The 23572-nt window shown below is 59.6% G+C and carries 25 protein-coding genes, 1 tRNA gene and 2 riboswitches; of the genes, 17 read left to right on the top strand and 9 right to left on the bottom strand.

The genetic code is table 11. The features are described from left to right. Positions 1-18: 18 nt before the first annotated feature. Both K9B32_RS02560 and K9B32_RS02555 read left to right on the top strand, forming a co-directional pair. A complete protein-coding gene (locus tag K9B32_RS02560) occupies positions 19-513 on the top strand; it encodes a peptide deformylase (protein WP_224560314.1) in 495 nt (164 codons plus the stop codon). Between the two features lie 275 nt (positions 514-788). Then, a complete protein-coding gene (locus tag K9B32_RS02555; protein ID WP_224560313.1) occupies positions 789-1157 on the top strand; it encodes a hypothetical protein in 369 nt (122 codons plus the stop codon). Positions 1158-1219: 62 nt separating this feature from the next. Here K9B32_RS02555 and lipB read toward each other — a convergent pair whose 3' ends face one another. Further along, a complete protein-coding gene (gene lipB, locus K9B32_RS02550) occupies positions 1220-1939 on the bottom strand; it encodes a lipoyl(octanoyl) transferase LipB (RefSeq protein WP_224560312.1) in 720 nt (239 codons plus the stop codon). Between the two features lie 170 nt (positions 1940-2109). Between lipB and K9B32_RS02545 the strand changes: the two genes are divergently transcribed. The 10 genes from K9B32_RS02545 (at position 2110) to K9B32_RS02500 (ending at position 11656) form a co-directional block, all read left to right on the top strand. Continuing rightward, a tRNA-Leu gene (locus tag K9B32_RS02545) sits at positions 2110-2194 on the top strand. A 526-nt stretch (positions 2195-2720) separates the two neighbouring features. Further along, a complete protein-coding gene (locus K9B32_RS02540) occupies positions 2721-3599 on the top strand; it encodes a DMT family transporter (RefSeq protein ID WP_224560311.1) in 879 nt (292 codons plus the stop codon). Between the two features lie 97 nt (positions 3600-3696). Further along, positions 3697-4404 (top strand): hypothetical protein, encoded by a 708-nt coding sequence (locus tag K9B32_RS02535; RefSeq protein WP_224560310.1) that lies wholly within the window; start codon positions 3697-3699, stop codon positions 4402-4404. A gap of 84 nt (positions 4405-4488) precedes the next feature. Beyond that, positions 4489-6498 (top strand): acetyl/propionyl/methylcrotonyl-CoA carboxylase subunit alpha, encoded by a 2010-nt coding sequence (locus K9B32_RS02530; RefSeq protein ID WP_224560309.1) that lies wholly within the window; start codon positions 4489-4491, stop codon positions 6496-6498. A gap of 97 nt (positions 6499-6595) precedes the next feature. Continuing rightward, positions 6596-7864 carry a hypothetical protein gene (locus K9B32_RS02525; RefSeq protein WP_224560308.1) on the top strand — a complete coding sequence of 423 codons (1269 nt, stop codon included), beginning with the start codon at positions 6596-6598 and terminating at the stop codon, positions 7862-7864. 134 nt (positions 7865-7998) lie between these two features. Next, on the top strand, positions 7999-9126 hold the full coding sequence (locus K9B32_RS02520) for an S-(hydroxymethyl)glutathione dehydrogenase/class III alcohol dehydrogenase (protein ID WP_224560307.1): 1128 nt from the start codon (positions 7999-8001) through the stop codon (positions 9124-9126). 104 nt (positions 9127-9230) lie between these two features. Further along, on the top strand, positions 9231-9809 hold the full coding sequence (gene gfa, locus K9B32_RS02515) for an S-(hydroxymethyl)glutathione synthase (protein ID WP_224560306.1): 579 nt from the start codon (positions 9231-9233) through the stop codon (positions 9807-9809). Positions 9810-9909: 100 nt separating this feature from the next. Next, complete coding sequence (locus K9B32_RS02510; protein ID WP_007789639.1) at positions 9910-10377, top strand: YaiI/YqxD family protein; 468 nt, start codon at positions 9910-9912, stop codon at positions 10375-10377. Next, entirely contained in the window at positions 10374-11207 is an 834-nt protein-coding gene (fghA, locus tag K9B32_RS02505; RefSeq protein WP_224560305.1) for an S-formylglutathione hydrolase, read from the top strand. The genes K9B32_RS02510 and fghA overlap by 4 nt, the downstream gene beginning before the upstream one ends. Positions 11208-11341: 134 nt before the next feature. Continuing rightward, a complete protein-coding gene (locus K9B32_RS02500) occupies positions 11342-11656 on the top strand; it encodes a DMT family transporter (RefSeq protein WP_224560304.1) in 315 nt (104 codons plus the stop codon). Positions 11657-11700: 44 nt separating this feature from the next. Here K9B32_RS02500 and K9B32_RS02495 read toward each other — a convergent pair whose 3' ends face one another. The 7 genes from K9B32_RS02495 to crcB form a co-directional block, all read right to left on the bottom strand. Further along, the gene (locus tag K9B32_RS02495) at positions 11701-12096 is read right to left on the bottom strand and encodes a DoxX family protein (protein WP_224560303.1); all 396 of its coding nucleotides are present in this window, start codon (positions 12094-12096) and stop codon (positions 11701-11703) included. 126 nt (positions 12097-12222) lie between these two features. After that, a complete protein-coding gene (locus K9B32_RS02490) occupies positions 12223-13755 on the bottom strand; it encodes an acyl-CoA carboxylase subunit beta (RefSeq protein WP_224560302.1) in 1533 nt (510 codons plus the stop codon). 32 nt (positions 13756-13787) lie between these two features. After that, on the bottom strand, positions 13788-14243 hold the full coding sequence (locus K9B32_RS02485; protein WP_224560301.1) for a hypothetical protein: 456 nt from the start codon (positions 14241-14243) through the stop codon (positions 13788-13790). 70 nt (positions 14244-14313) lie between these two features. Continuing rightward, on the bottom strand, positions 14314-15099 hold the full coding sequence (locus tag K9B32_RS02480) for an ATP12 family chaperone protein (RefSeq protein ID WP_224560300.1): 786 nt from the start codon (positions 15097-15099) through the stop codon (positions 14314-14316). Between the two features lie 8 nt (positions 15100-15107). Then, the gene (locus K9B32_RS02475) at positions 15108-15761 is read right to left on the bottom strand and encodes an HAD-IA family hydrolase (protein ID WP_224560299.1); all 654 of its coding nucleotides are present in this window, start codon (positions 15759-15761) and stop codon (positions 15108-15110) included. Further along, positions 15758-16753, bottom strand: a complete 996-nt coding sequence (locus K9B32_RS02470; protein ID WP_224560298.1) for an RluA family pseudouridine synthase — start codon at positions 16751-16753, stop codon at positions 15758-15760. Before K9B32_RS02470 ends, K9B32_RS02475 begins: the two co-directional genes overlap by 4 nt. A 90-nt stretch (positions 16754-16843) precedes the next feature. Next, positions 16844-17221, bottom strand: a complete 378-nt coding sequence (gene crcB / locus K9B32_RS02465) for a fluoride efflux transporter CrcB (RefSeq protein ID WP_224560297.1) — start codon at positions 17219-17221, stop codon at positions 16844-16846. A 119-nt stretch (positions 17222-17340) separates the two neighbouring features. On the opposite strand from crcB, the gene K9B32_RS02460 reads away from it, so the two are divergent. The 5 genes from K9B32_RS02460 (at position 17341) to K9B32_RS02440 (ending at position 22698) form a co-directional block, all read left to right on the top strand. Beyond that, positions 17341-17610: a hypothetical protein gene (locus K9B32_RS02460; protein ID WP_224560296.1), complete on the top strand. Its 270-nt coding sequence runs from the start codon at positions 17341-17343 to the stop codon at positions 17608-17610. A gap of 111 nt (positions 17611-17721) precedes the next feature. After that, positions 17722-17809, top strand: a riboswitch (glycine riboswitch). A gap of 3 nt (positions 17810-17812) precedes the next feature. After that, positions 17813-17893: riboswitch (glycine riboswitch) on the top strand. A gap of 74 nt (positions 17894-17967) precedes the next feature. Next, complete coding sequence (gene gcvT / locus K9B32_RS02455) at positions 17968-19104, top strand: glycine cleavage system aminomethyltransferase GcvT (RefSeq protein WP_224560295.1); 1137 nt, start codon at positions 17968-17970, stop codon at positions 19102-19104. 24 nt (positions 19105-19128) lie between these two features. Continuing rightward, positions 19129-19491 carry a glycine cleavage system protein GcvH gene (gcvH, locus tag K9B32_RS02450; RefSeq protein ID WP_224560294.1) on the top strand — a complete coding sequence of 121 codons (363 nt, stop codon included), beginning with the start codon at positions 19129-19131 and terminating at the stop codon, positions 19489-19491. Beyond that, positions 19491-22355, top strand: a complete 2865-nt coding sequence (gcvP, locus tag K9B32_RS02445; protein ID WP_224560293.1) for an aminomethyl-transferring glycine dehydrogenase — start codon at positions 19491-19493, stop codon at positions 22353-22355. Before gcvH ends, gcvP begins: the two co-directional genes overlap by 1 nt. A gap of 70 nt (positions 22356-22425) precedes the next feature. Next, on the top strand, positions 22426-22698 hold the full coding sequence (locus K9B32_RS02440) for a DUF982 domain-containing protein (RefSeq protein WP_224560292.1): 273 nt from the start codon (positions 22426-22428) through the stop codon (positions 22696-22698). 64 nt (positions 22699-22762) lie between these two features. Here K9B32_RS02440 and K9B32_RS02435 read toward each other — a convergent pair whose 3' ends face one another. Then, a complete protein-coding gene (locus K9B32_RS02435) occupies positions 22763-23545 on the bottom strand; it encodes an alpha/beta fold hydrolase (RefSeq protein ID WP_224560291.1) in 783 nt (260 codons plus the stop codon). Positions 23546-23572 lie beyond the last annotated feature (27 nt).

Here is a 23572-nt window from a genome sequence, read left to right as displayed (position 1 = left end):
AAATCAGGAACCTCGCCAGTGGCTGTCCGCCCCATATTGCGCTTCCCCGACGTCGGTCTCAGAACCGTTTGCGAGCCCGTCGAAGTCTTTGACGAACGATTATACAAACTCGCAAATGACCTGTTGGATACTATGCGGGCCGCTCCCGGTGTCGGTATCACCGCCGCACACATCGGCGTGTTCCTTCGGGTCGTCGTGATCGAGTTCAGCCGTGACGACGGGCCACGCTATTATGTCAATCCGGAGATCATGATTGCGTCCGACGAGACGATTCGCCATGTTGAAGGAAGCATCTCTATGCCTGGCATGACCGACGAGGTCGTGAGGCCCAAGGCAATCCGTGTGCGATACCGTGATTTGACCGGCGCCGAGCATGAGGAAGACGCGCAGGACTTCCTCGCAGTCTGCATCCAGCACGAGATCGATCAACTCGACGGTGTCTTTTGGACACAGCGCCTTTCCAGGCTCAAGCGGGAGCGGCTGGTCAAACGGTGGGACAAGTCGCGCAACTAACAGCGGCATGAAGGCTTTTTAGAACATCCCGGTTTAAGCTCTTAATGTCTCGTCTTTTGATTGCACAAATACCGACGCCACCCGTCCTGGAATAGGAAACAATGTTCCATCACAAAATTGTCAAATCCGGTCGCGTATCTGTGATTTCATTTGATAAAACGCCGGCAGTTGTGTGATTTTTTTGCCCGCATTCTTGCCGCAATTCGAGCGCGAACTCACTCTTGCCGAGGGTCTGGTGTCGTTGTCATTGCAATGACGAATTGAGGAGATTTACCATGCGCTTCAGATTTGCTGCCGCCGCTTCCATTCTCGCCCTCGGCCTGGCAAGCGCCGCCTTCGCCCAACCGCAGTACTCAACCGACTACAGTAACGATAGTGACGGGTTTGCGCCGGTCCAGATGGTACCGAAAAAGCCGGTCCACTATGTCAATCGCAAGGCGCCGGAATACTCTTCCGACTACACGAATGACAGTGATGGATTCGCCCCGAGCCGGATGTCGTCGGCCGTCGACAGGACGACAACAGCCAGCATCAAGTCGCTGCCCGACTGCGATTACATGAAGACGAACTCCAAGGTGCATACGGCCGGTGGGGATAGCGGAGCGTCACATTCGGACGCCTGCCGCGACATCGGTGACAAATAGCAACCTAACTACAAAGGGCCGGTCACCCGACCCTTTGTGCTCTCCTCGCGAGGGCTTTTGCGTCAGCTATCGTTGACCATATCGCCGAAGACCGATTCGAACGCCTGCCGGAGCTGGATGTCGACGTCAGCCATCATGACCGGCAGGCCGAGATCGACGAGGCTTGTAACGCCATAGGCCGAAATTCCACATGGAACGATTCCACTGAAGTGGTCGAGATCGGGTTCGACGTTCAGCGACAGCCCGTGAAATGTTACCCACTTCCGCAGCCGGATGCCCAGCGCCGCAATCTTGTCTTCAGCCATCGTGCCATCGGGCAGAGCCGCTTTGTCCGGCCTGCGCACCCAGACGCCAACACGGTCCTCGCGCCGCTCGCCGCGGACGTTCATCGATCCCAGCGTACGAATGACCACCTCCTCAAGCGCGGCGACGAAGGCGCGCACGTCCTGGCGCCTGCGCTTCAAGTCCAGCATGACGTAAGCAACGCGCTGGCCAGGCCCGTGATAGGTATATTCGCCGCCGCGTCCCGTGGCGAAGACGGGGAACCGATCGGGCTGCACAAGGTCTTTGGCATCCGCGCTGGTTCCCGCAGTATAGAGAGGCGGATGTTCCACGAGCCAGACGAGCTCGTCGCCGCCGTCTGCAATTGCCGCGACCTCGCGTTCCATGTTTTCCACAGCCTCCGCATAGGGCACGAGGCCGTCGGCGATCCGCCATCGGATCGGCCGCGAGCCTTCATGGGGCAACATGGAGAATTCAAGATCGGTACGTAGCATGGCCATTCCTTGTCGCTTCTGCTCGATAGCAGCATTGCGAAGGCTATATGGCCCCGTTTTAGGGGCGATTCAAATGCTGTGATCTGTTTTGAAAAAATCTGTCATATCGCCCTTGTGTACCCCAAACGCTTTTGCTACATGCTGCCCCGCCGGCACAAATCGGCGCCTACCACGATGCGGTCGTGGCGGAATTGGTAGACGCGCAGCGTTGAGGTCGCTGTGGGGCAACCCGTGGAAGTTCGAGTCTTCTCGACCGCACCAACCATCCCTGCGATGGTTATTAAGAGCTCTTCTCTTTCATCTTCGACAGGAGATAATCTCGAGCGCACTATTGAAGCGACTTGTGGAAGAGCCCTCCCCAGCGCGAAGCTGGCATTCGCTTCACCCCCCATTCGGTCGAGGCTCGCTTCATGACTGCCGAGTGTTCGAGCCGGCGCTGCTGAGCGCGATGTCCCTGACGACCTTGTTGTTGGCCGCTTGATGCTTTCGCCGATGTTGGCACCACGCTCCATTTCGCAGGCCTTCAACAGCGAATCAATGAACACTTATCGGCGCTGCCCCTAAAGCGCGCGGAAGGCTAACTTCGTCCTCGCTGATCCGGTCACTTCGAAATCCCGGGCAGACCAGCGCAACGTTCGCATCCGCAAATTGCTGCTCCTGGCTGCAGGGCTTCTTGCGCCCCTTCACCCGAACCGTGACTTTCTGTATAGCCCCTTGGACCTGATATAGAATCTCACCGATGCGCAATCCTCCCGAACACCAAAATCCTCTCCAGGGAATGGCCCTCATGGCGGGTGCCATGCTCGTGCTGCCGGCGATGGATGCAATCGCGAAATACATGGCGACCTTCGAGGCCATGTCGCCGGGACAGGTGACATTCTACCGCTTCTTCTTCCAGCTCGTCTGCACGCTGCCGTTTCTGTTCGTGATCTTCGGCCGCAAGGCGCTTCATGCCAAACGCCCCTGGATGAATCTGTTGCGCGGGGTCCTCCACGGAGCGGCGAGCCTGCTCTTCTTCGTTGCCGTGAAATACATGCCGCTCGCAGACGTGTTTGCGATCTATTTCGTCGAACCCCTCATGCTCACCGCGTTGTCGGCGATCTTCCTCGGCGACAAGGTCGGCTGGCGCCGGTGGATGGCGATTGTCGTCGGGTTCGGTGGCGCAATGATCGTCATCCAGCCGAGCTACGAGATCTTTGGTCTGAAGGCGCTCTTGCCCGTTTTTTGCGCCTTCCTGTACTCGCTCTATCTCTTTTTGAACCGGGCGATCGGCGATGCCGATTCACCGCTGACGATGCAAACGATGGCGGGTATTGGCGGTACGGCCTTCATGGCGGCCGCATTGATCGTGGGAAATGGGATTGGCGTCGGTGATTTCCACCCCTCCTTGCCTTCCTCTGCGTTGGCGCTCGCTCTGCTGCTGATTCTTGGGACGATTTCGGGCTATGCCCACATGGTCATCGTACGCGCTTTCCGGCTGGCACCTTTGTCGCTGCTGGCACCGTTCCAGTATTTCGAGATCATTTCCGCAACTGTGCTCGGCTACGCGCTCTTCGGCGATTTCCCGAACTTCTCCAAATGGATCGGTATCCTGATTATCGTCGCGTCCGGTCTCTTCATCATCTGGCGGGAGCGCGTGCAGACGCGATCGTTAAAAACGTCGTGACCGGTTGAGTGCGCCGTTAACACTGCTTCTTGAGGGATCATAAATTCGCTCGCGCTAGAACGACCTTCGGCCTCATGATGAGGTCTGGAGACAAAAGATGAGCGAATTCCGTCTCGCTTTTCCGGCATGTGTGATCGCCGGAAAGCATCGGCTGACGGCCGAAGATATCAGTCTGCTGCGCAAGCACACCTTCCCGGAAGGCATCCGGACCGCGGACGACGTGGTCGCCATGCTGGCGCTGAACAATTCCTGCCCCGAAAAATGCCCGGAATGGAGCTCCTTCTTTGTGGAGCAGCTCGCTGGTTTCATCGTCAACTACACCTATCCTCAAGGGTCACTTGACGAGATAAACGTGGCCTGGCTCATGCGTATGGTCGCGACCGACGGCGTGGTCAACTCGGCGCTAGAGCTCGAATTGGTCCTGCACGCAATGGAGATCTCGGCGAACGTGCCGGATGAACTGCGCGCCTTCGCACTCGACCAGCTGCGTCTTGCGCTAACAGAAAACGTCGGCGGCTACAGGCTGTGTCGCGCAGTGGATCGAAAGGGCATCACGCGCCAGGATATCGATTACGTCATGCGGGTTCTGCGCGGCCTTAGCGATGCCGGCGTCATCAACGCACCGCCCCTCACCTGGAGCGTTATGATGCTGATTGCGGAGGAAACGCTGCCAGCCGCAAATCATCCACGTTGGGCCGCTATTCTCTCAGCGCTTCAGCTCGTGGACTATGCCGAGGCCCCACGTCGCAGCCGGTGGCTCAGGATCGTGGATGACAGCTTCGGCATTGAAACCGCGGTCGCCTGACACCCCCCGATATTCTTTCGGCTGATTGTGCGTTCCGGTGTTTATGCGTAAAACTCCGGAACGCATGTTTTGGGTGGAGTCTCCATGTTCAAGAAAATCCTGATCGCGAATCGCGGCGAGATCGCTTGCCGCGTTATCAAGACCGCGCGCCGTATGGGAATTGTGACGGTAGCGGTCTATTCAGATGCGGATCGGGATGCACTCCACGTGGAAATGGCTGATGAGGCTGTTCACATCGGCCCTGCGGCAGCCGCCGAAAGCTATCTCGTCGCGGATAAGATCATCGCAGCCTGCAAGCAGACCGGCGCCGAAGCGGTCCATCCCGGCTACGGCTTTCTCTCCGAGCGAGCGTCGTTTTGCGAGGCACTGGAGAAAGAAGGCATTGTCTTCATCGGTCCGAAGCCGAAGGCCATTATGGCGATGGGCGACAAGATCGAATCGAAGAAGTTTGCCAACGCCGCCATGGTCTCCACCGTCCCCGGTTATCTCGGCGTCATCGACGATGCGTCTCACGCAGAAAGGATCGCCGCCGAGATCGGCTATCCCGTTATGATCAAGGCGTCTGCCGGCGGCGGCGGTAAGGGTATGCGCATTGCGTGGAACGAAGCGGAAGTGCACGACGGTTTCAACCGGGCACGTTCCGAGGCGAAGAGTTCCTTTGGTGACGACCGTGTCTTCATCGAAAAATACGTTGTCGAGCCCCGCCACATCGAGATTCAGGTGCTCGCCGACGCGCACGGAAACGTCGTTTATCTCGGCGAACGCGAATGCTCGATCCAACGCCGCAATCAGAAGATTGTCGAAGAAGCCCCCTCACCCTTCCTCGATGCCAACACCCGCGCGGCGATGGGTGAGCAATCGGTCGCGCTTGCCCGAGCTGTGGAATATCAAAGCGCCGGCACGGTCGAATTCATCGTCGATCGTGACCGCAATTTCTATTTTCTGGAAATGAACACGCGCCTGCAGGTCGAGCATCCGGTTAGTGAACTGGTCACGGGTATCGACCTCGTGGAGCAAATGATCCGCGTTGCGGCCGGCGAGAAGATACCGTTCGTGCAAGGTGACATAAAGCTGAACGGCTGGGCGATTGAGAGCCGGTTGTATGCCGAGGATCCCTATCGCAATTTCTTGCCCTCAATCGGTCGTCTGACGCGATATCGGCCGCCTGCGGAAGGCAAGTCCGGGAGCGCCATCGTGCGCAACGACACCGGCGTTTTCGAAGGCGCCGAGATTTCGATGCACTACGATCCGATGATTGCGAAGCTCTGCACCTGGGCACCGACGCGCCTGGAGGCGATCGAAGCGATGGGCGAGGCCCTCGACGGTTTCGTTGTCGATGGAATTGAACACAACGTCCCCTTCCTTGCCGCGCTGATGAAGCACCCCCGCTGGCGCGAGGGACGTTTATCGACCGGTTTCATCGCCGAGGAGTACCCGGATGGCTTTGCGCCGATGGTGCCCGATGCAGACCAGCAAGCGATTCTCGCGGCGGTCGCCCTTTCGGCGTCCGTCATCGAGGCCAACCGTCGAGAGCGCTTCGCCGACCGCTTGCGCACTCCCGGCGGTGCGACACGCGATGGTTGGACCGTCAGGCTCGGTGACAGCTACGTCGATGCGCGTTTGGTTGACGGGCTAGTGACGATCCCTTTCGATATGGACATCGAGATCGGCGGCAAGATTTCCAACGTTGTCACCGATTGGAGACCTGGCGACGCCGTTTGGCGCGGCAAGGTCGCGGGCCAAAACGTGATTGCGCAAATCCGCCCGGTTCTCAACGGTCTCCGGCTGGACTGGCAGGGAATATCCCTGAAAGCCAAGGTGCTGACGCCGCGCCATGCCGCGCTAGAGAAGCTGATGCCGGTCAAGCTTCCGCCGGATACATCGAAGCTGTTGCTCTGCCCTATGCCTGGTCTCGTCGTTTCGATTGCAGTGGTCGAGGGCCAGGAAGTCAAAGCTGGTGAAACGCTTGCCGTGGTCGAAGCGATGAAAATGGAGAACGTGCTGCGCGCCGAACGCGATGTTGTCGTCAGCAAAATCAACGTCAAGCCCGGAGAGAGCCTTGCCGTCGACGCCGTGATTCTCGAGTTCGCCTGACGACCGCCGACGCTTCTTGCCGTCCCGCCGGTTAGGTTTTGTTAACGGCTGACTGCCTATCGTGAGCCGCCTGGCAGGATGCCGGTGGAGGTAGCAAATGACGACGCTGCAATCGGCGATCCTCTTGCTGGTCATAAATCTCGGCCTTCTCTGGCTTTTCTTGCGGGTTCCGTTAGGGCGCAGAACCATTTGCCTTAGCCAAACCTATCGATGCACCCCCGATACACTCTGGAAGGCGATGAATCCCGCCGGCCCGGATGCGTCCTGGCACCACTCGGTCATCAGCAGTCGTGCGCTTGCCGATCGGTGTGGTGTCGTGGAGCAGGCCTACCGACATCTCGACAAGAACGGTGCGCCCTCGCGCCGGCTTCTTGCATTGGACCCGTTGCCATCAATGGCGAGTAATGTCCACGGCTTCCAGGCTCGCATCATCGATGACAGCACGCTGGATCCCACATTCTGGAACCACTACCGGGAGCGGCGCATCATTCGGCCAACACCGGATGGTGCTCTGCTGGAGGTCGAACAGACGGACCGGTACCGCGGGCTGGCTTTCCTCATGTTTCGCTATTTCGTTCTGCGCCGGGAAATGAAGACGCTTGATGGATGGTTGAAGACAGGCGAATCGCTGCCACAGGGGTACTTTGAGCGACCGCTGGTCCAAGGCGGTCTTGCAGTGTTGTCGACGCTGCTGCTCTGGCCCTTCCTTGGGCTCGATGCAGGTGGCCTGATGCTCTCGACGTTCCTGACGCTTGTCATTGTATTGCATGAACTGGGGCATATGGCGGCCTATCGCATGTTCGGTCATGCATCGGTCAGGATGATCTTTGTACCTCTGCTTGGTGGCATCGCTGTCGGCGGGAGGCCGTACCGGTCGGTATTCGAGGTGGCAACTTGTGCCCTGATGGGCGCGGGAATGTCGGCCTTTATGGTCCCGATCCTTGCGGTCACCACGCAGCTTTCGGATGTTGGCCTGCTGCCCTCGGCGTCACGCGGACCTCTGCTTATTTTCCTGTTGATCCTCGGCACTTTCAACCTGCTGAACCTACTGCCGATGCACCGTTTCGATGGAGGTCAGGTCCTCCGGCAAATCTTTCGCACGCGAAGGTCGCAGATGGCGGCCAGTTTCGTTGTGACGCTCTGCATTCTCGGCATTGGATTCGAGATCGGTTTGCCCGCGAACATGCTGACGGCGGGCCTGTTCGTCTTCGTGCTTGTCAGCCTCGTCAGTGGCGGTTCGGTGAAGCCGCGCCAGATGCTTGACGAGATGAAGGATGGCGAGCGTATGCTCGTTGCCTTTGGCCTCTACGCGGCTATCGCAGTACATGGCTATGCCATTATTTTCGCAACCGAAAAGCTCTTCTGACGCAAGCCGCACAGCGACCGGCGCAATCAGTGTGTTCGGGGCGGAAATTCAAACTGTCAGGCGGTTTTTTCTTGAGCCGCAGACGCAGTGCGTGCAATGGTCCGCGCAAATCAAGTCATTAGGAGGAATTCGACATGGACGTTCGCGCCGCCGTTGCCGTTGAGGCCGGAAAACCGCTCGAAGTGATGACCGTTCAGCTGGAGGGGCCACGGGCCGGCGAAGTGCTGGTCGAGGTCAAGGCGACGGGCATCTGCCACACCGACGATTTCACTTTGTCGGGCGCCGATCCGGAAGGCCTGTTTCCGGCCATCCTCGGCCATGAGGGCGCCGGCATCGTCGTCGATGTCGGCCCGGGTGTGACCTCGGTGAAGAAGGGCGACCATGTCATTCCGCTCTATACGCCGGAATGCCGTGAATGCCCGTCCTGCCTGTCGCGCAAGACCAACCTGTGCACCGCGATCCGCTCCACGCAAGGGCAAGGCCTGATGCCGGATGGCACCTCGCGCTTCTCGATCGGCAAGGACAAGATCCACCACTACATGGGCTGCTCGACCTTCGCCAATTACACGGTGCTGCCGGAGATTGCCGTTGCCAAGGTCAATCCGGACGCCCCTTTCGACAAGATCTGCTACATCGGCTGCGGTGTCACCACCGGCATCGGTGCGGTGATCAACACCGCCAAGGTGGAGATCGGATCGACCGCCATCGTCTTCGGTCTCGGCGGCATCGGCCTCAACGTCATCCAGGGCTTGCGGCTTGCCGGTGCCGACATGATCATCGGCGTCGATCTCAACAACGACAAGAAGGCCTGGGGCGAGCGCTTCGGCATGACGCATTTCGTCAATCCGAAGGAGGTCGGCGACGACATCGTGCCCTACCTCGTCAACATGACGAAGCGCGGTGCCGACCAGATCGGTGGCGCCGACTACACCTTCGACTGCACCGGCAACACCAAGGTCATGCGCCAGGCGCTGGAAGCCAGCCATCGCGGCTGGGGCAAGTCGGTGGTCATCGGCGTGGCCGGCGCCGGCCAGGAGATCTCCACCCGGCCGTTCCAGCTGGTCACCGGCCGCTCCTGGATGGGCACCGCCTTCGGCGGCGCCCGCGGCCGCACTGACGTCCCAAAGATCGTCGACTGGTACATGCAGGGCAAGATCGAGATCGATCCGATGATCACCCACACCTTGCCCCTCGAAGACATCAACAAGGGCTTCGAGCTCATGCATTCGGGGACAAGCATCCGAAGCGTGGTACTTTATTGAGGAGAAGACGACGGAATGCGGCACGACTTTGAAATGGCCTGCGGCTTTTTCGCAAATTGATCCTGATTTGGGAGCCGTGGGCAGCTAAAGAGGAGGAGCTGAACATGCCAAGTCAAGTATCGATACACCCCGCCCTCGACGGCGGCGTGAAGAAAGGCCAGGCAAATTTCAATGGCGGCACGCTGGTCTGCGCTTGCACCGACCGCGCCGTGAAGGTCGCGATCAGGGGCACCATCGCCCACAATCACGCCTGCGGCTGCACCAAATGCTGGAAGCCGAAGGGAGCGGCCTTTTCAGTCGTCGCCGTGACCCCGCATGAAAACGTCACCGTGCTGGAGAATGGCGACAAGCTGCAGATCGTCGATCCGGATGCGCTGATCCGGCGCCACGCCTGCAAGGCCTGCGGCGTCCATATGTACGGACCGGTGGAGCGCGAACATGCGTTCAAAGGGCTCGACTTTATCCATCCGGAACGCTTCCAGGAAGGGGGCTGGCCGGAGCCAACATTCGCGGCCTTCGTCTCGTCGATCATCGAATCGGGCACCCCGCCTTCGGCGATGGCAGGTGTTCGTGGTCGCCTGAACGAACTCGGCCTCACGCCCTATGACTGCCTGAATCCGACGCTGATGGATATCATCGCAACCTGGGTGGCCAAGAAGGCAGGCACGCTGAAGGAAGTCTGATGTCTTGAACGAAGGGCAGCCGTCGGACTATGAGACCCGAACGAACCGCCGCTACGCGCCCCTCAGGGCCGCGTAGCGTTTCAGCCAAAGATTGAGATTCATGATTTATGTCGATGCAGACGCCTGCCCCGTGAAGCCGGAAATCCTCAAGGTCGCCGAGCGCCACGGCATCGAAGTGACCTTCGTGGCCAATTCCGGTCTGCGCCCTTCGCGCGACCCGATGGTGCACAATGTCATCGTCTCGGCCTCGTTCGATGCCGCCGACAACTGGATTGCCGAACATGCCGGCGCCGGTGATGTGGTCGTCACCGCCGATGTCCCGCTAGCGGTCCGCTGTGTGGCGACCGGCGCCCTTGTCAGCGGTCCGACGGGTCGCGTCTTCGACAACACGAATATCGGCATGGCTAGCGCCATGCGCGATCTCGGCGCTCACTTGAGAGAGACCGGCGAAAGCAAGGGTTACAATGCTGCCTTCGGCCCGAAGGATCGCTCCCGCTTCCTCGAAACTTTCGATCGCCTGTGCCGCCGGGCAAAGGCGCCTACTCCAAGAACGGACGATAGAGAATGAACATCATTTCACAGACGACCGCCTTCGGCGGCATGCAAGGTGTCTTCACGCACCAATCCGACGCCTGCAAGTGCGACATGACCTTTTCAGTTTTCGTTCCCCCAAAGGCCATCAAAGAGCCCTGTCCTGTTGTCTGGTACCTCTCTGGCTTGACCTGCACGCATGCGAACGTCATGGAAAAGGGCGAGTATCGACGCATGGCTGCCGAACTCGCCTTGATTATCGTCTGCCCGGACACAAGCCCGCGCGGCAATGACATACCGGATGAGCTCACCAATTGGCAGATGGGCAAGGGTGCGGGTTTCTATCTTGATGCGACCGAAGAACCATGGTCGCAGAACTACCAGATGTACACCTACATCACCGAAGAGCTCCCGGCCTATGTCAGCCAACACTTCCGCATGGACATGAGCAGGCAGGGCATCTTCGGCCACTCGATGGGCGGGCATGGCGCAATGACCATTGCACTCAAGAATCCGGATCGGTTCAAGAGCTGCTCGGCGTTTGCGCCGATCGTGGAACCCTCGACTGCGGACTGGTCGGCTCCGGCGTTTGAAAAATACCTCGGAGCTGACCGCGCAGCCTGGCGCAAATACGATGCCTGCGCCTTGGTAAGCGACGGAGCACGTTTCCCTGAATTCCTGATCGACCAAGGGAAGGCTGATGGTTTCTTGGAGAACGGGCTGCGTCCCTGGCTGTTCGAAGACGCCGTCAAGAATACCGATATCAAGGTCACACTGCGCATGCATGAGCGCTATGATCATTCGTACTATTTCATCTCGACCTTCATGGACGATCACCTGAAGTGGCATGCCGAGCGGCTTGCCTGAGGCACGCGCAAGAAACGGGTGGTAGGTCCGCCATGACGTTTCCTACGTGAGTTGAAGCGTTCCCAAAGTCCCGGGCGCTTGATCTGGCCCCTGGCGCATCGGGAACGTCTTCGCTCTGAGGATAGAGACTTACGATGGCTTGGACTCTGCTTTTTCTTGCCGGACTTTTCGAATGTGGCTGGGCGATCGGTTTGAAATATACCGACGGTTTCACGCGTCTGGTACCGACCACTTTGACCGCCATTTCCATGATCGTCAGCGTCGTGCTGTTGGGCATTGCCGTCAAAACGCTGCCGATTGGGACGGCCTACGCTATTTGGACGGGTATCGGTAGCGTTGGCACCGTGTTGCTCGGTATCTGGCTACTCGGTGATGCCGCCACTACCCCACGTCTGCTCTGCATTTCAATGATTGTTGCGGGGATCGCCGGCTTGAAGGCCACAGCATGAGCCGCAGCCGCGGCCGGTAAAACCGGTCGCGGCATTTATCGCTGTTAGGCGGCCGCCTTGCGCTGGTCGATCGACAGAGCACCAGCTCCGGCGAAGAAGATGAATAGGAAGATGAAGCAGAATAGAATTGCAGCGTCGCCACCATTCAGTGCCGGCCAGAACGCCTTTGGTCCGTGCGCCATGAAATAGGCGACCGCCATCTGGCCCGACAGGATGAAGGCGACCGGCCGTGTGAACAGACCGATCAGCACCATAAGGCCACCGACGACTTCGAGCAGAGCGGCGACCAGCATCAAGGGCGGCAGCGGGCCTTCCATTTGTGCAGCTGGGAACGCGAAAAGCTTCATCGTTCCGTGCTCGATAAAGAGCAGTGCCGTAATAACGCGCAAAGCGGCGAGCGCATAAGGCTGATATGCGCTCAGCCGTTCAAAACTCGACATGTAGACTCTCCTTTTGAGTAAAGACAGCGGAGCGTTAGCTGCTTCGCCAAAAGGAATGAAGACACGGATCGCTGACAGACGATCACGTCTTCTTGATTTTCCTTAGCTTTCCCCAATATAGTCTCCTCAAAGCGGAATATTGTCGTGCTTCTTCCAGGGATTGCTCAGGTCTTTGTTGCGAAGCATCTTGAGGCCGCGCGCCAAGCGGCGCCGCGTAGAATGCGGCATGATCACCTCGTCGATATAGCCTCGCTCAGCTGCCACAAATGGTGAAAGGAATCGGTCCTCATACATCTTCGTGTGTGCAGCGATCTTTTCGGGATCGGCGATATCCTTCCGGAAGATGATCTCGACTGCACCCTTGGCACCCATGACCGCGATCTGAGCCGTTGGCCAGGCATAGTTCAAGTCGCCCCTCAGATGCTTGGATGCCATGACGTCATAAGCTCCGCCGAACGCCTTGCGCGTAATCACCGTCAGCTTCGGCACCGTCGCCTCTGCATAGGCGAATAACAGCTTTGCGCCGTGCTTGATCAGTCCGCCATATTCTTGAGCGGTACCCGGCAGGAAGCCGGGCACATCCACGAACGTTACGATCGGAATGTTGAAGCAGTCGCAGAAGCGGACGAACCGTGCCCCCTTTCGCGACGCATCGCTGTCGAGCACACCGGCCAGCACCGTTGGCTGGTTTGCCACGAAGCCGACGGTCGAGCCCTCGATCCGACCGAAGCCGCAGACTATGTTTTTGGCGAAGCTTGCCTGGATCTCGAAGAAATCACCCTCGTCCACTGTCTTCTGGATCAATTCCTTGATGTCATAGGGTTTGTTCGCGTTGGCCGGCACCAGCGTATCCAGCGATGCATCGATGTCTGTCACCGGCTGGTAACATTCGATTTCCGGCACTGGCGAGGTGTTCGATTGTGGCAGAAGGTCAATAAGTCGGCGAACCTGCAGCAACGCCTCGACATCATTGTCGTAGGCGCCGTCGGCAATCGAGGACTTCGTCGTATGCACAGAAGCGCCGCCGAGCTCTTCTGCGGTGACGGTCTCGTTGGTGACTGTCTTCACCACGTCCGGGCCGGTCACGAACATGTACGAAGTGTCGCGGACCATGAAGATGAAATCAGTCATTGCGGGCGAATAAACGTCGCCGCCGGCGCATGGTCCCATGATAACCGAGATTTGGGGAATGACGCCCGACGCGAGCACGTTGCGCTGAAATACCTCAGCGTAGCCGCCAAGCGCAGCGACGCCTTCCTGGATGCGAGCACCGCCGGCATCGTAGATGCCGATGATCGGCGCCCTGTTTTTGAGCGCCATATCCTGCACCTTCATGATCTTCTCGGCATGCGCCTCGGAGAGCGAGCCGCCGAACACCGTGAAATCCTTGGCGAAAACGAAGACGGTTCGTCCGTTCACCGTGCCCCATCCGGTGACGACGCCGTCGCCGGCAATCCGCGTCTTGTCCATGCCGAAGTCGCTCGATCGATGCTCGACGAACATGTCGAACTCCTCAAAGGAGTCCTCGTCGAGGAAAAGATCAATTCGCTCGCGCGCCGTCAGCTTGCCGCGCTGATGCTGCGCGTCGATACGCGCCTTGCCGCCACCGAGCCTTGCAATCCCTCGGCGACGTTCGAGTTCTTCAAGAATTTCCTTCATAGATACTCCTCACCGCGGATATCGCGGCCGGTTCAAGCGCGTCCGGCGCTTAGCGAGAAAGCCGAACGAATGCGGGCGGCGATGTCCTCGGCAAGGATTTCGTCGGCGGCCGCGGGACTGTTGGAGAAGCTCGTGACCTCGAACGAGCTAACGGCAATGACCGATCCGTCTTCGACCGAAGCGGCATCGATGCTGACCTTCGCGACATTCCGGCTCTTATCGAGGCCCTGGCCCTTTTCGACGAACAGGATGCGGATCGTCAGCACGACGCGTGGATAGACTTCGGTCCGCACCGTAGCGTTGATCGCCGCATTTACCCGATCACCGACACCGGCAAGGATTGCCGGCGGTATCTTCTGCGGGCTGACAACGACAGCGCTTCGGACGTCATAGACTGGGCCGGGTTGCTCCTTTGCGAAGAGCGAGCAGGACGCCAGGGCGATGCAGATCAGCGCAACCCGAAAAAAGCACGACTTGAGCCAGTTCATTAAAAAAATCCGCATCCGCCCCCGATAGAGTCGCAGATTTTCGCGATAACTGACATCAAAGCAATATGTTTCAGCCCTTCATGGCCAAAAAAACGTCCGCAGCGGCCTTGAAATCCTCGAAGCGCTTCTCCCGCCGTTCTTCGGCCTCTTCGTCGCTGCCCCAATGCTCGATTGTCCAGTCTTCGTCGAGATGTGCGAGCGACCAGACTTTCTTCGCCGATAGGACACGTTCGGCGAAGGCAAGCGCCAGCAGCGCCGAGCCGGTCAGCGTTGTGATGGTATGTAGGGCGGCGAGGACCGTGGCCGTGTCGTGCCGCCTCAACGCCGCGGAAAACGCGGAGATGGCTTCCGGTGGTTGATCGTGATGCATGACACCCTCGATCAGAATGAAGCGCGCGCCGAGCGAATTAGCGGCCCAATCGAGCACTGGATCCCAAAGCTCTTTCTGACGCTCGACGAGTTCCTGCGGTGCATCGGCGCGATAGCAGAGAAGATCACTTGAGGAGAAGCGCAGAATGTCTTCAAAGACGGCCTGCGTATCGGTTGCAACCCCGTCGATAGCGGTGTTGACGAGCCGGGTCACGGGCATGGTTGAAGGGTCGATGAGCTCGGCTTGTGCCTCCCATTCTCGCAAAAGAAGTTCTGCAAGCGGCTTCGTCGCGACAACAAGCAGCTTGCGGGCTGGCGTCCGGATTGCCTTGCCATCCAGTTCGATCGAGAATCCTTCGTCGAGTTCCCGGATTGTGACTGTCTTATAGAAGCGCTTCGGCAATGGCTTCTTCATCTGGATCTGGGCGCGACGGATTGGGTCTGGATGACTCAATCCTTCAGCTTGGTCGTTCAACAGATCACGCATGCCTCACCTCAGGAAAAGTGCTTCAAAATATCGCTCGGGTGGCGAACAATGCTGTCGGCACCCGCAGTCACCAGATCGTCCACGCTGGCATAACCCCACGACACACCTACCGCCTTCGCGCCCGCGGCCTTCGCCATCTGCATATCGTAGATAGCATCACCGATGACGATGGCATCGGCGGGATTCATGCCGGTCTCGCTGCAGCACTCCATTACCATAGCTGGATGCGGCTTCGATGGGCAGTCGTCCGCAGTACGCGAAACGATAAAATGTGGTGCAAGACCATGTTTTTCGAGAATGTGGATAAGACCGCGACGCGACTTGCCGGTTACCGCGCCGATCAGAATGTCATCGTTCCGCGCCAATTCATCGACCAGCGGCTTGATGCCGTTAAAGAGCGGCACGTCCATTCCAGGTTCGTCACGGACACCGGTATAGATCGTCCTATAATGCGCCGTCATCGCGATCGCCTCATCGTCGACATCAGGCTTTCCACGCATCCGCGCAATCGCGATATCCAGCGTCAGTCCGATGATCGACTTCGTCGACGCGACACCGGGCCTGTCATAGCCGAAATGCACGAACGTCCTTGCCATCACCTCATGGATCAGCGCGGCGCTGTCGACTAGCGTTCCGTCGCAATCGAAAAGTGCCAGTTTCATTCGTCATTGGCTCCGTCGGCAGAGCGCTCATCAAATCCCAGCAGGTTCCAGGTCTGGACCATATGCGGAGGCAACGGCGCGGTTATGCGCAAGCGTCCACCGGACGGATGCGGGATATCGATGTGACGTGCGTGCAGGTGCAGTCGCTTTTGAACGCCGCCGGGAAAATCCCAATTCGGATCATCGTCGAAATATTTCGGGTCGCCGATGATCGGATGACCAATATGAAGGGCATGAACGCGAAGTTGATGCGTACGGCCGGTATAAGGCTCCATTTCGAGCCAAGCCAGCCGCTGCGCCGCCGTCTCAATGACACGGTAGTACGAGACGGCATGGTCGGCACCGTCCTCCCCGTGCTTCGCGATCCGCATCCGGTCGCCGTCTGGCGTCGCTTCCTTGACAAGCCAGGTCGAGATCTTGTCCTCCTGCTTACGCGGGACGCCCTTTACCAGCGACCAGTAGGTCTTTTTGGTATCGCGCTCCCGAAAGGCGGCCGTGAGCTTTTGTGCAGCGCCGCGGGTACGTGCCACGACGAGCACACCCGATGTGTCCCGGTCCAGACGATGCACCAGACGTGGCTTCTCGCCTTTCGGACTGGTCCAGGCTTCGAGCATCTTGTCGATGTGGCGCGTCACGCCCGAGCCACCCTGAACCGCGAGGCCGGCGGGCTTGTTGAGGACAATGACCTTGTCGTCCTCGTGCAGCACCATCCGCGACAACAATTCGAAATCGCCGGAGTGCTTGAGATCGCGGCCAGCGATCGGTCCGGTTTTCACCTTGGCGTCGACATCAAGCGGCGGCACGCGCACCATCTGTCCGGGCTGCACGCGGGTATCGCTCTTCACACGCCCGCCGTCAACGCGGACCTGCCCGGATCGGAGAAGCTTCTGAAGTGGGCCGAAGCCGAGGCCCGGGAAATGCACCTTGAACCAGCGGTCGAGCCGCATGCCCGCCTCATCAGGCTCCACTTTTATGTGTTCGATACCCGCCATACGTCATCTTTCGGAAAATGGTCTTCCGCGCACTGCGCGGCCTTTGCGGCTGGCTTTAGAGCATTTTTTCCGAAAACGGAAACCGTAATCTCACAAGATTGCGCGCATGAGCGCCAGTCCGGCGATTACCCCGGCCAGCGACAGGCCGACGCTTGCGACGATATAGACAGCGCCCGAGACAACTGCTCCACGCTCGAAGAGCGAAATGGCATCGAGCGAGAATGCCGAGAAGGTCGTGAAGCCACCGAGAAAGCCGGTGATCAGCAGCAGGCGCAATTCCGGCGATGCATCGAAGCGTCGAATGATCATTTCGGCGAAGACGCCAATGACAAAGCAGCCGACGACATTGACGATCAGTGTTCCCCACGGAAAGGCCGGGCCTGCGAGCCTGAGAGCCCACTGGCCGACGTAGTACCTGAGGACGGAACCGATTGCGCCGCCAACGGCGACAAGTATGGCCTGAATCATGAGTCGTCTCTGTTTTACCGCGCCGGAAATTCCAATCATCTCCGGACAAGATCAAGATGCATAAAATGCCAGCGGTTAATTTAGCCAGTTAGGAACGTGCGACGCCTTATTCTGACCGTATGACAGTCTTGATAGGCACGATAGCTGCGAGCACCGCAGCCGCAGCGTTTGATACGCTCCGGATTCCGCAGCGCGTGTCCGCAAGCACCGCTGCGAAGGAAGCTCGCCGCGCAGCAGACCGCCAGATGAGGACGGCCAGCGGCCAAGACATCGAAGAAGCGGCCAACATCATTCAATCGACGGAAGTTGCGCTGGATCTAATGACGATGGGGCAACGGCAGCCACAGGCTGGGTTGAAGCAGGCATTGAAACTCTACAGCGACAGCTGAGCATCGCCTGCTTCCTCCCTCCGTCGCGCTATACTCAAGTCCACGCGACAAAAATTTGTTCGGCGGCGACATTCCCCCTTGCCAAGTACAGCCCTGGCCAGATAATTGCCCTCGACCTTGTTGGGAGAAGCTGGTCGTCTACGACCGGTGCCGAAGGAGCAACCGCCCCGGAAACTCTCAGGCCAAAGGACCAGCAAGGGGCAGACGGAACTCTGGAGAGAAGCGTTTTCGAAACGCTCGCCGAAGGGATAACAATCTCAGGCACAGGGACAGAGGGGGCTCGAAATGCAAGGCGCAACCGCGTCTGAAGATTTGAGCCCGCGCATGGAATTCCAGGCGCAAACCCCGGAGGCGTCGTTGGACGATACTGCTGCCCTCAAGAAAACTCCGCTTCACACGCTGCATCTGTCGCTTGGCGCCCGCATGGTGCCCTTCGCAGGCTATGACATGCCGGTACAATATCCGGCCGGCGTCATGAAGGAGCACATCCAGACCCGCACGTCGGCCGGTGTCTTCGATGTGTCCCACATGGGCCAGGTCGTCATCAAGGCAAAGTCCGGAAAATATGAGGACGCCGCGCTTGCGCTCGAAAGCCTCGTTCCGGTCGATATCCTCGGTCTTGCCGAAGGTCGCCAGCGCTACGGTTTCTTCACCGATGGCAACGGCGGCATTCTCGACGACCTGATGATCACCCATCTCGACGACCATCTCTTCGTCGTCGTCAACGCCGCCTGCAAGGATGCCGATCTTGCTCACCTGCAGAAGCATATCGGCGACACCTGCGACATCACGTTGCTCGATCGTGCGCTGATCGCCCTGCAAGGACCGCGCGCCGTCGAAGTGCTTGCGGAACTCTGGGCCGATGTCGCGGCAATGAAGTTCATGGACGTGCGCCATTGCCGGCTGCATGACGTTTCCTGTCTCGTCTCCCGCTCGGGCTATAGCGGCGAAGATGGCTTTGAAATCTCGATCCCGGGAGACAAGGCGGAGGATGTCACCAAGCGGTTGCTTGAGCATCCGGACGTGGCGCCGATCGGCCTCGGTGCCCGCGACAGCCTGCGCCTCGAGGCAGGCCTCTGCCTCTATGGCAACGACATTGACACGACCACCACGCCTGTGGAAGCTGCGCTCGAATGGGGTATGCAGAAGGCGCGCAAGACGGGCGGCACCCGTGCAGGCGGTTTTCCTGGCGCAGACCGCATCTTGGCCGAGCTTGAAAAGGGTGCTGCCCGCCGCCGTGTCGGCCTGAAGCCTGAGGGTAAGGCTCCGGTTCGCGGCCACGCCAAGCTCTTTGCGGATGCCGAAGGCAAGACGGAGATCGGCGAAGTGACCTCGGGCGGCTTCGGCCCCTCGGTCGAGCATCCCGTCGCAATGGGCTACGTCACGGTCGCCCAGGCGGCCGTTGGAACCCAGGTCTATGCCGAAGTGCGCGGCAAGTACCTGCCGGTCATCGTCAGTGCCCTCCCCTTTATTACACCGACCTACAAACGCTGAAACATTTTTCCGGAGAGAACAATCATGCTGAAGTTTACCGAAGAACACGAGTGGCTGAAGATCGAGGGCGGCGTCGCGACGGTCGGCATTACCACCTACGCCGTTGAACAGCTCGGCGACCTCGTCTTCGTGGAATTGCCGGAAGTCGGCGCCACCTTTTCCAAGAATGACAATGCCGCAACCGTTGAGTCCGTGAAGGCTGCTTCTGACGTCTATTGTCCGCTTGACGGCGAGATCACCGAAGTCAACCCGGCGATCACCGCCGATCCGTCGCTGGTCAATTCCGATCCCCAAGGCGCTGGCTGGTTCTTCAAGCTGAAGCTCAAGAATGCCGCTGATGCCGACGGCCTGCTCGATGAAGCGGCCTACAAGGAGCTCACTGCGTAATGACGACGCCGACCGAATTCCAGTTTACCGACTACCAGCCCTACGACTTCGCCAACCGTCGCCACATCGGCCCGTCCCCGGCCGAAATGTCGGATATGCTGGAGGTGATCGGCTACGGCAGCCTCGACGGGCTGATCAACGCCACAGTACCACCCTCCATCCGCCAGAAGGCGCCTCTCGTCTGGGGTGCGCCGATGACGGAACGCGAGGCGCTCGACAAGCTACGCGAGACCGCCAACAAGAACAAGGTGCTCGTCTCACTGATCGGCCAGGGCTATTACGGCACCATCACGCCGCCGGTCATCCAGCGCAACATCCTGGAAAACCCGGCCTGGTACACGGCTTACACGCCCTACCAGCCCGAAATCAGCCAGGGCCGCCTCGAGGCGCTGCTGAACTACCAGACGATGATCTGCGACCTCACCGGCCTTGACGTCGCCAACGCCTCGCTGCTCGATGAAGCGACCGCAGCCGCAGAAGGCATGGCGATGGCCGAGCGCGTCTCAAAGTCGAAGGCGAAGGCCTTCTTCGTCGACGCCGCCTGCCATCCGCAGACGATCGAACTGATCAAGACCCGCGCCGAGCCGCTGGGCTGGAGCGTCATTGTCGGCAACCCCTTCACCGATCTCGATCCGGTCGACGTCTTCGGTGCCATTTTCCAGTATCCGGGCACGCACGGCCACGTGCATGATTTCACCGGTCTGATCTCGCGCCTGCACCAGACCGGCGCCATCGCCATAGTCGCTGCTGACATCCTGGCCCTGACGCTGCTCAAGTCGCCCGGTGAAATGGGCGCCGACATTGCCATCGGCAATTCGCAGCGCTTCGGCGTTCCTGTCGGATACGGCGGCCCGCATGCCGCCTACATGTCGGTCAAGGACGCACACAAGCGCTCCATGCCCGGCCGTCTCGTCGGCGTCTCCGTGGACGCGCGCGGCAACCGTGCCTACCGCCTGTCGCTGCAGACCCGCGAACAGCATATCCGCCGCGAGAAGGCCACGTCGAACATCTGCACCGCGCAGGTCCTGCTCGCCGTTATGGCCTCGATGTACGCCGTATTCCACGGTCCCAAGGGCATCAAGGCGATCGCCCAGCAGGTCCACCAGAAGGCCGTGCTGATGGCCAAGGGCCTGGAAAAGCTGGGCTATACCATCGAGCCCGAGACCTTCTTCGACACGATCACTGTCGATGTCGGTCACATGCAGGGCGTCATCCTGCGCGCCGCAGTCGCCGAAGGCGTAAATCTGCGCAAGGTCGGCGCTACGAAGATCGGCATGAGCCTCGACGAGCGCACCCGCCCGGCGACGCTGGAAGCCGTCTGGCGCGCCTTCGGCGGTAACTTTGCTGTGGGCGATTTCGAGCCGAGCTATCGTCTGCCGAAGGGCCTCGCCCGCACCAGCGAGTACCTGAGCCATCCGATCTTCCACATGAACCGCGCCGAAAGCGAGATGACCCGCTATATCCGCCGGCTGTCCGACCGCGATCTGGCGCTCGACCGCGCGATGATCCCGCTCGGCTCCTGCACGATGAAGTTGAACGCGACGGCGGAAATGCTGCCGATCACATGGCCCGAGTTCTCGGATATCCACCCATACGTTCCAGTGGATCAGGCGCTCGGCTATCGCGAGATGATCGACGACTTGACGGTGAAGCTCTGCGCCGTGACAGGCTATGATGCCTTCTCCATGCAGCCGAACTCCGGTGCGCAGGGCGAGTATGCCGGTCTGCTGACGATCCGTAACTATCACATCGCCAATGGCAATGGTCACCGCGACGTCTGCCTCATCCCGACCTCCGCGCACGGCACCAACCCTGCCTCCGCTCAAATGGTCGGTATGAAGGTCGTGGTCGTCAAAGTTCGCGAGAACGGCGATATCGACATGGATGATTTCCGCGCCAAGGCGGAGCAGTATGCGGAAAACCTCTCCTGCTGCATGATCACCTACCCCTCGACGCACGGCGTCTTCGAGGAAACCGTCAAGGAAATCTGCGACCTCGTGCACGAGCACGGCGGCCAAGTCTATCTCGACGGCGCCAACATGAACGCCATGGTTGGCCTATCCCGGCCCGGTGACATCGGCTCGGACGTTTCGCACCTCAACCTGCACAAAACCTTCTGCATCCCGCATGGCGGCGGCGGTCCCGGTATGGGCCCGATCGGCGTCAAGGAGCATCTGGCACCTTTCCTGCCAGGACACCCGGAAACGGATGGCCGTCCGGGCGCGGTCTCCGCGGCTGCTTTCGGCTCTGCCTCAATCCTGCCGATCTCCTGGAGCTACTGCCTGATGATGGGCGGCGAAGGCCTGACGCAGGCGACCAAAGTGGCGATCCTCAACGCCAACTACATCGCGGCCCGCCTGAAGGGTGCCTACGACGTGCTCTACAAGTCCGAAGCCGGCCGCGTGGCGCATGAGTGCATCATCGACACCCGCCCGCTGGTGGACAGCGCTGGTGTTACGGTCGACGACGTCGCTAAGCGCCTGATCGATTGCGGCTTTCACGCGCCGACCATGAGCTGGCCGGTTGCAGGTACGCTGATGATCGAGCCGACGGAATCGGAAACCAAGGCCGAGCTTGACCGCTTCTGCGAAGCGATGCTGGCGATCCGTCAGGAGGCCCGCGACATCGAGGAAGGCCGCGCCGACAAGGCCAACAACCCGCTGAAGAACGCGCCCCACACCGTCGAGGACCTTGTCGGTGAGTGGGATCGTCCCTACAGCAGAGAACAGGCCTGCTTCCCGCCCGGCGCCTTTCGCGTCGACAAATACTGGTCGCCGGTCAACCGTGTCGATAACGTCTTCGGCGACCGCAATCTGGTCTGCACCTGCCCGCCGGTCGAAAGCTACGCGGAAGCCGCTGAATAATATGCAAACGGCCTTCCCCTTTTCAGGGAAGGCCGTTTCACGAATATCTGAGAATGAAGGTCTGCGCGCAATGCCAAAAGACGACAGCGATTCTGTGACGCAGGCTCCGTGGCCAAGGCCGGTTCTGCTCGCTCTTGAAGTGCCGGGCAAATACGTGACCATCGCAACCACACAGGCCGCCTCCTGGGCGATGATCGAGGATTGGCCGACCGAAGACGGTCCGGCACTCGACAAGGCATTATTGGTGTGCGCCGACGTCATCAAGGGCAAACGCACCAACGACGACGCTCGCAAAGCCTTCATAGCCGCCGCTGTCGAGGCCGGCATCGACATCAAGAGCTGACCGCTCGCCCGCTCGGGCGGGCTTTCATTGTGTCGGCGTAAAGACCGAGCAGTGGAGATTTCTGCTATGCCCTCTGCTGCCCTGCGGCTTCCAGGATCAAGCTGGCAATGGCGTCCGGGTGCGAAATCAGTGACAGATGGCTCGATTTCAGTTCGACGGTCTTGGCGCCCATCCGCTTGGCCATGAAGCGCTCGAGGTCGGGATCGATCGTTCGATCTTCGGTCGACACGGCATACCAACTGGGCTTCGAGCGCCATGCAGCCTGTGTCGTCTTACCCGCGAGAAGCGCCTTGTGGAACGGTTCCTGCACCGCATAGAGCACTTTCGCCTTCGCCTCAGGGAGATCTCCGGCGAAATCACGCAGGAATGCCGCTTCGGTCAGTCGTCCCTCGTCTCCATCGAAGACGATGCCCGCTGAAGCCGGCGGTGTCGGAAATGTCTTGGCAAGGGCCGTATAGTCTTCGCCGGCGTCAGGCGCACGCGCGGCCACATAAACAAGCGCCGATACGCTCGGATGCACCCCCGCTTCGGTAACCAACATGCCGGAGAACGAATGCCCGACCAGAACCGTCGGACCATCTTGTCGGTCGAGTACGCGCTGCACGGAGGCGACGGCTTCGGGCAGTGTCGTTAGAGGATTCTGCACGGCCGTCGCATTGAGCCCCGCAGCCTGCAGCCGAGCAATGACCTCGGTCCAGCAGGAACCATCGGCAAACAGTCCGTGTGCCAAAACGACGTTTCGCGCTTTCACCGGGGCAGCAGGCGCGGCGATACCACGGGTAGAGATGAGGGAAGCTGCCGCGCCTGCGACGAGTGCTGCTGAGAATGTCCGTCTGTTCATCATCATGATCAGTGCTCCCTGAGCGTTGAATTG

Origin of the sequence: Rhizobium sp. 3T7, assembly GCF_020166565.1 — a bacterium.
In the GTDB taxonomy this organism is placed as follows: Bacteria; Pseudomonadota; Alphaproteobacteria; order Rhizobiales; family Rhizobiaceae; genus Rhizobium.
Note: the sequence above shows the minus strand (reverse complement) of the source record. Positions and strands in the feature narration are given on the sequence as shown.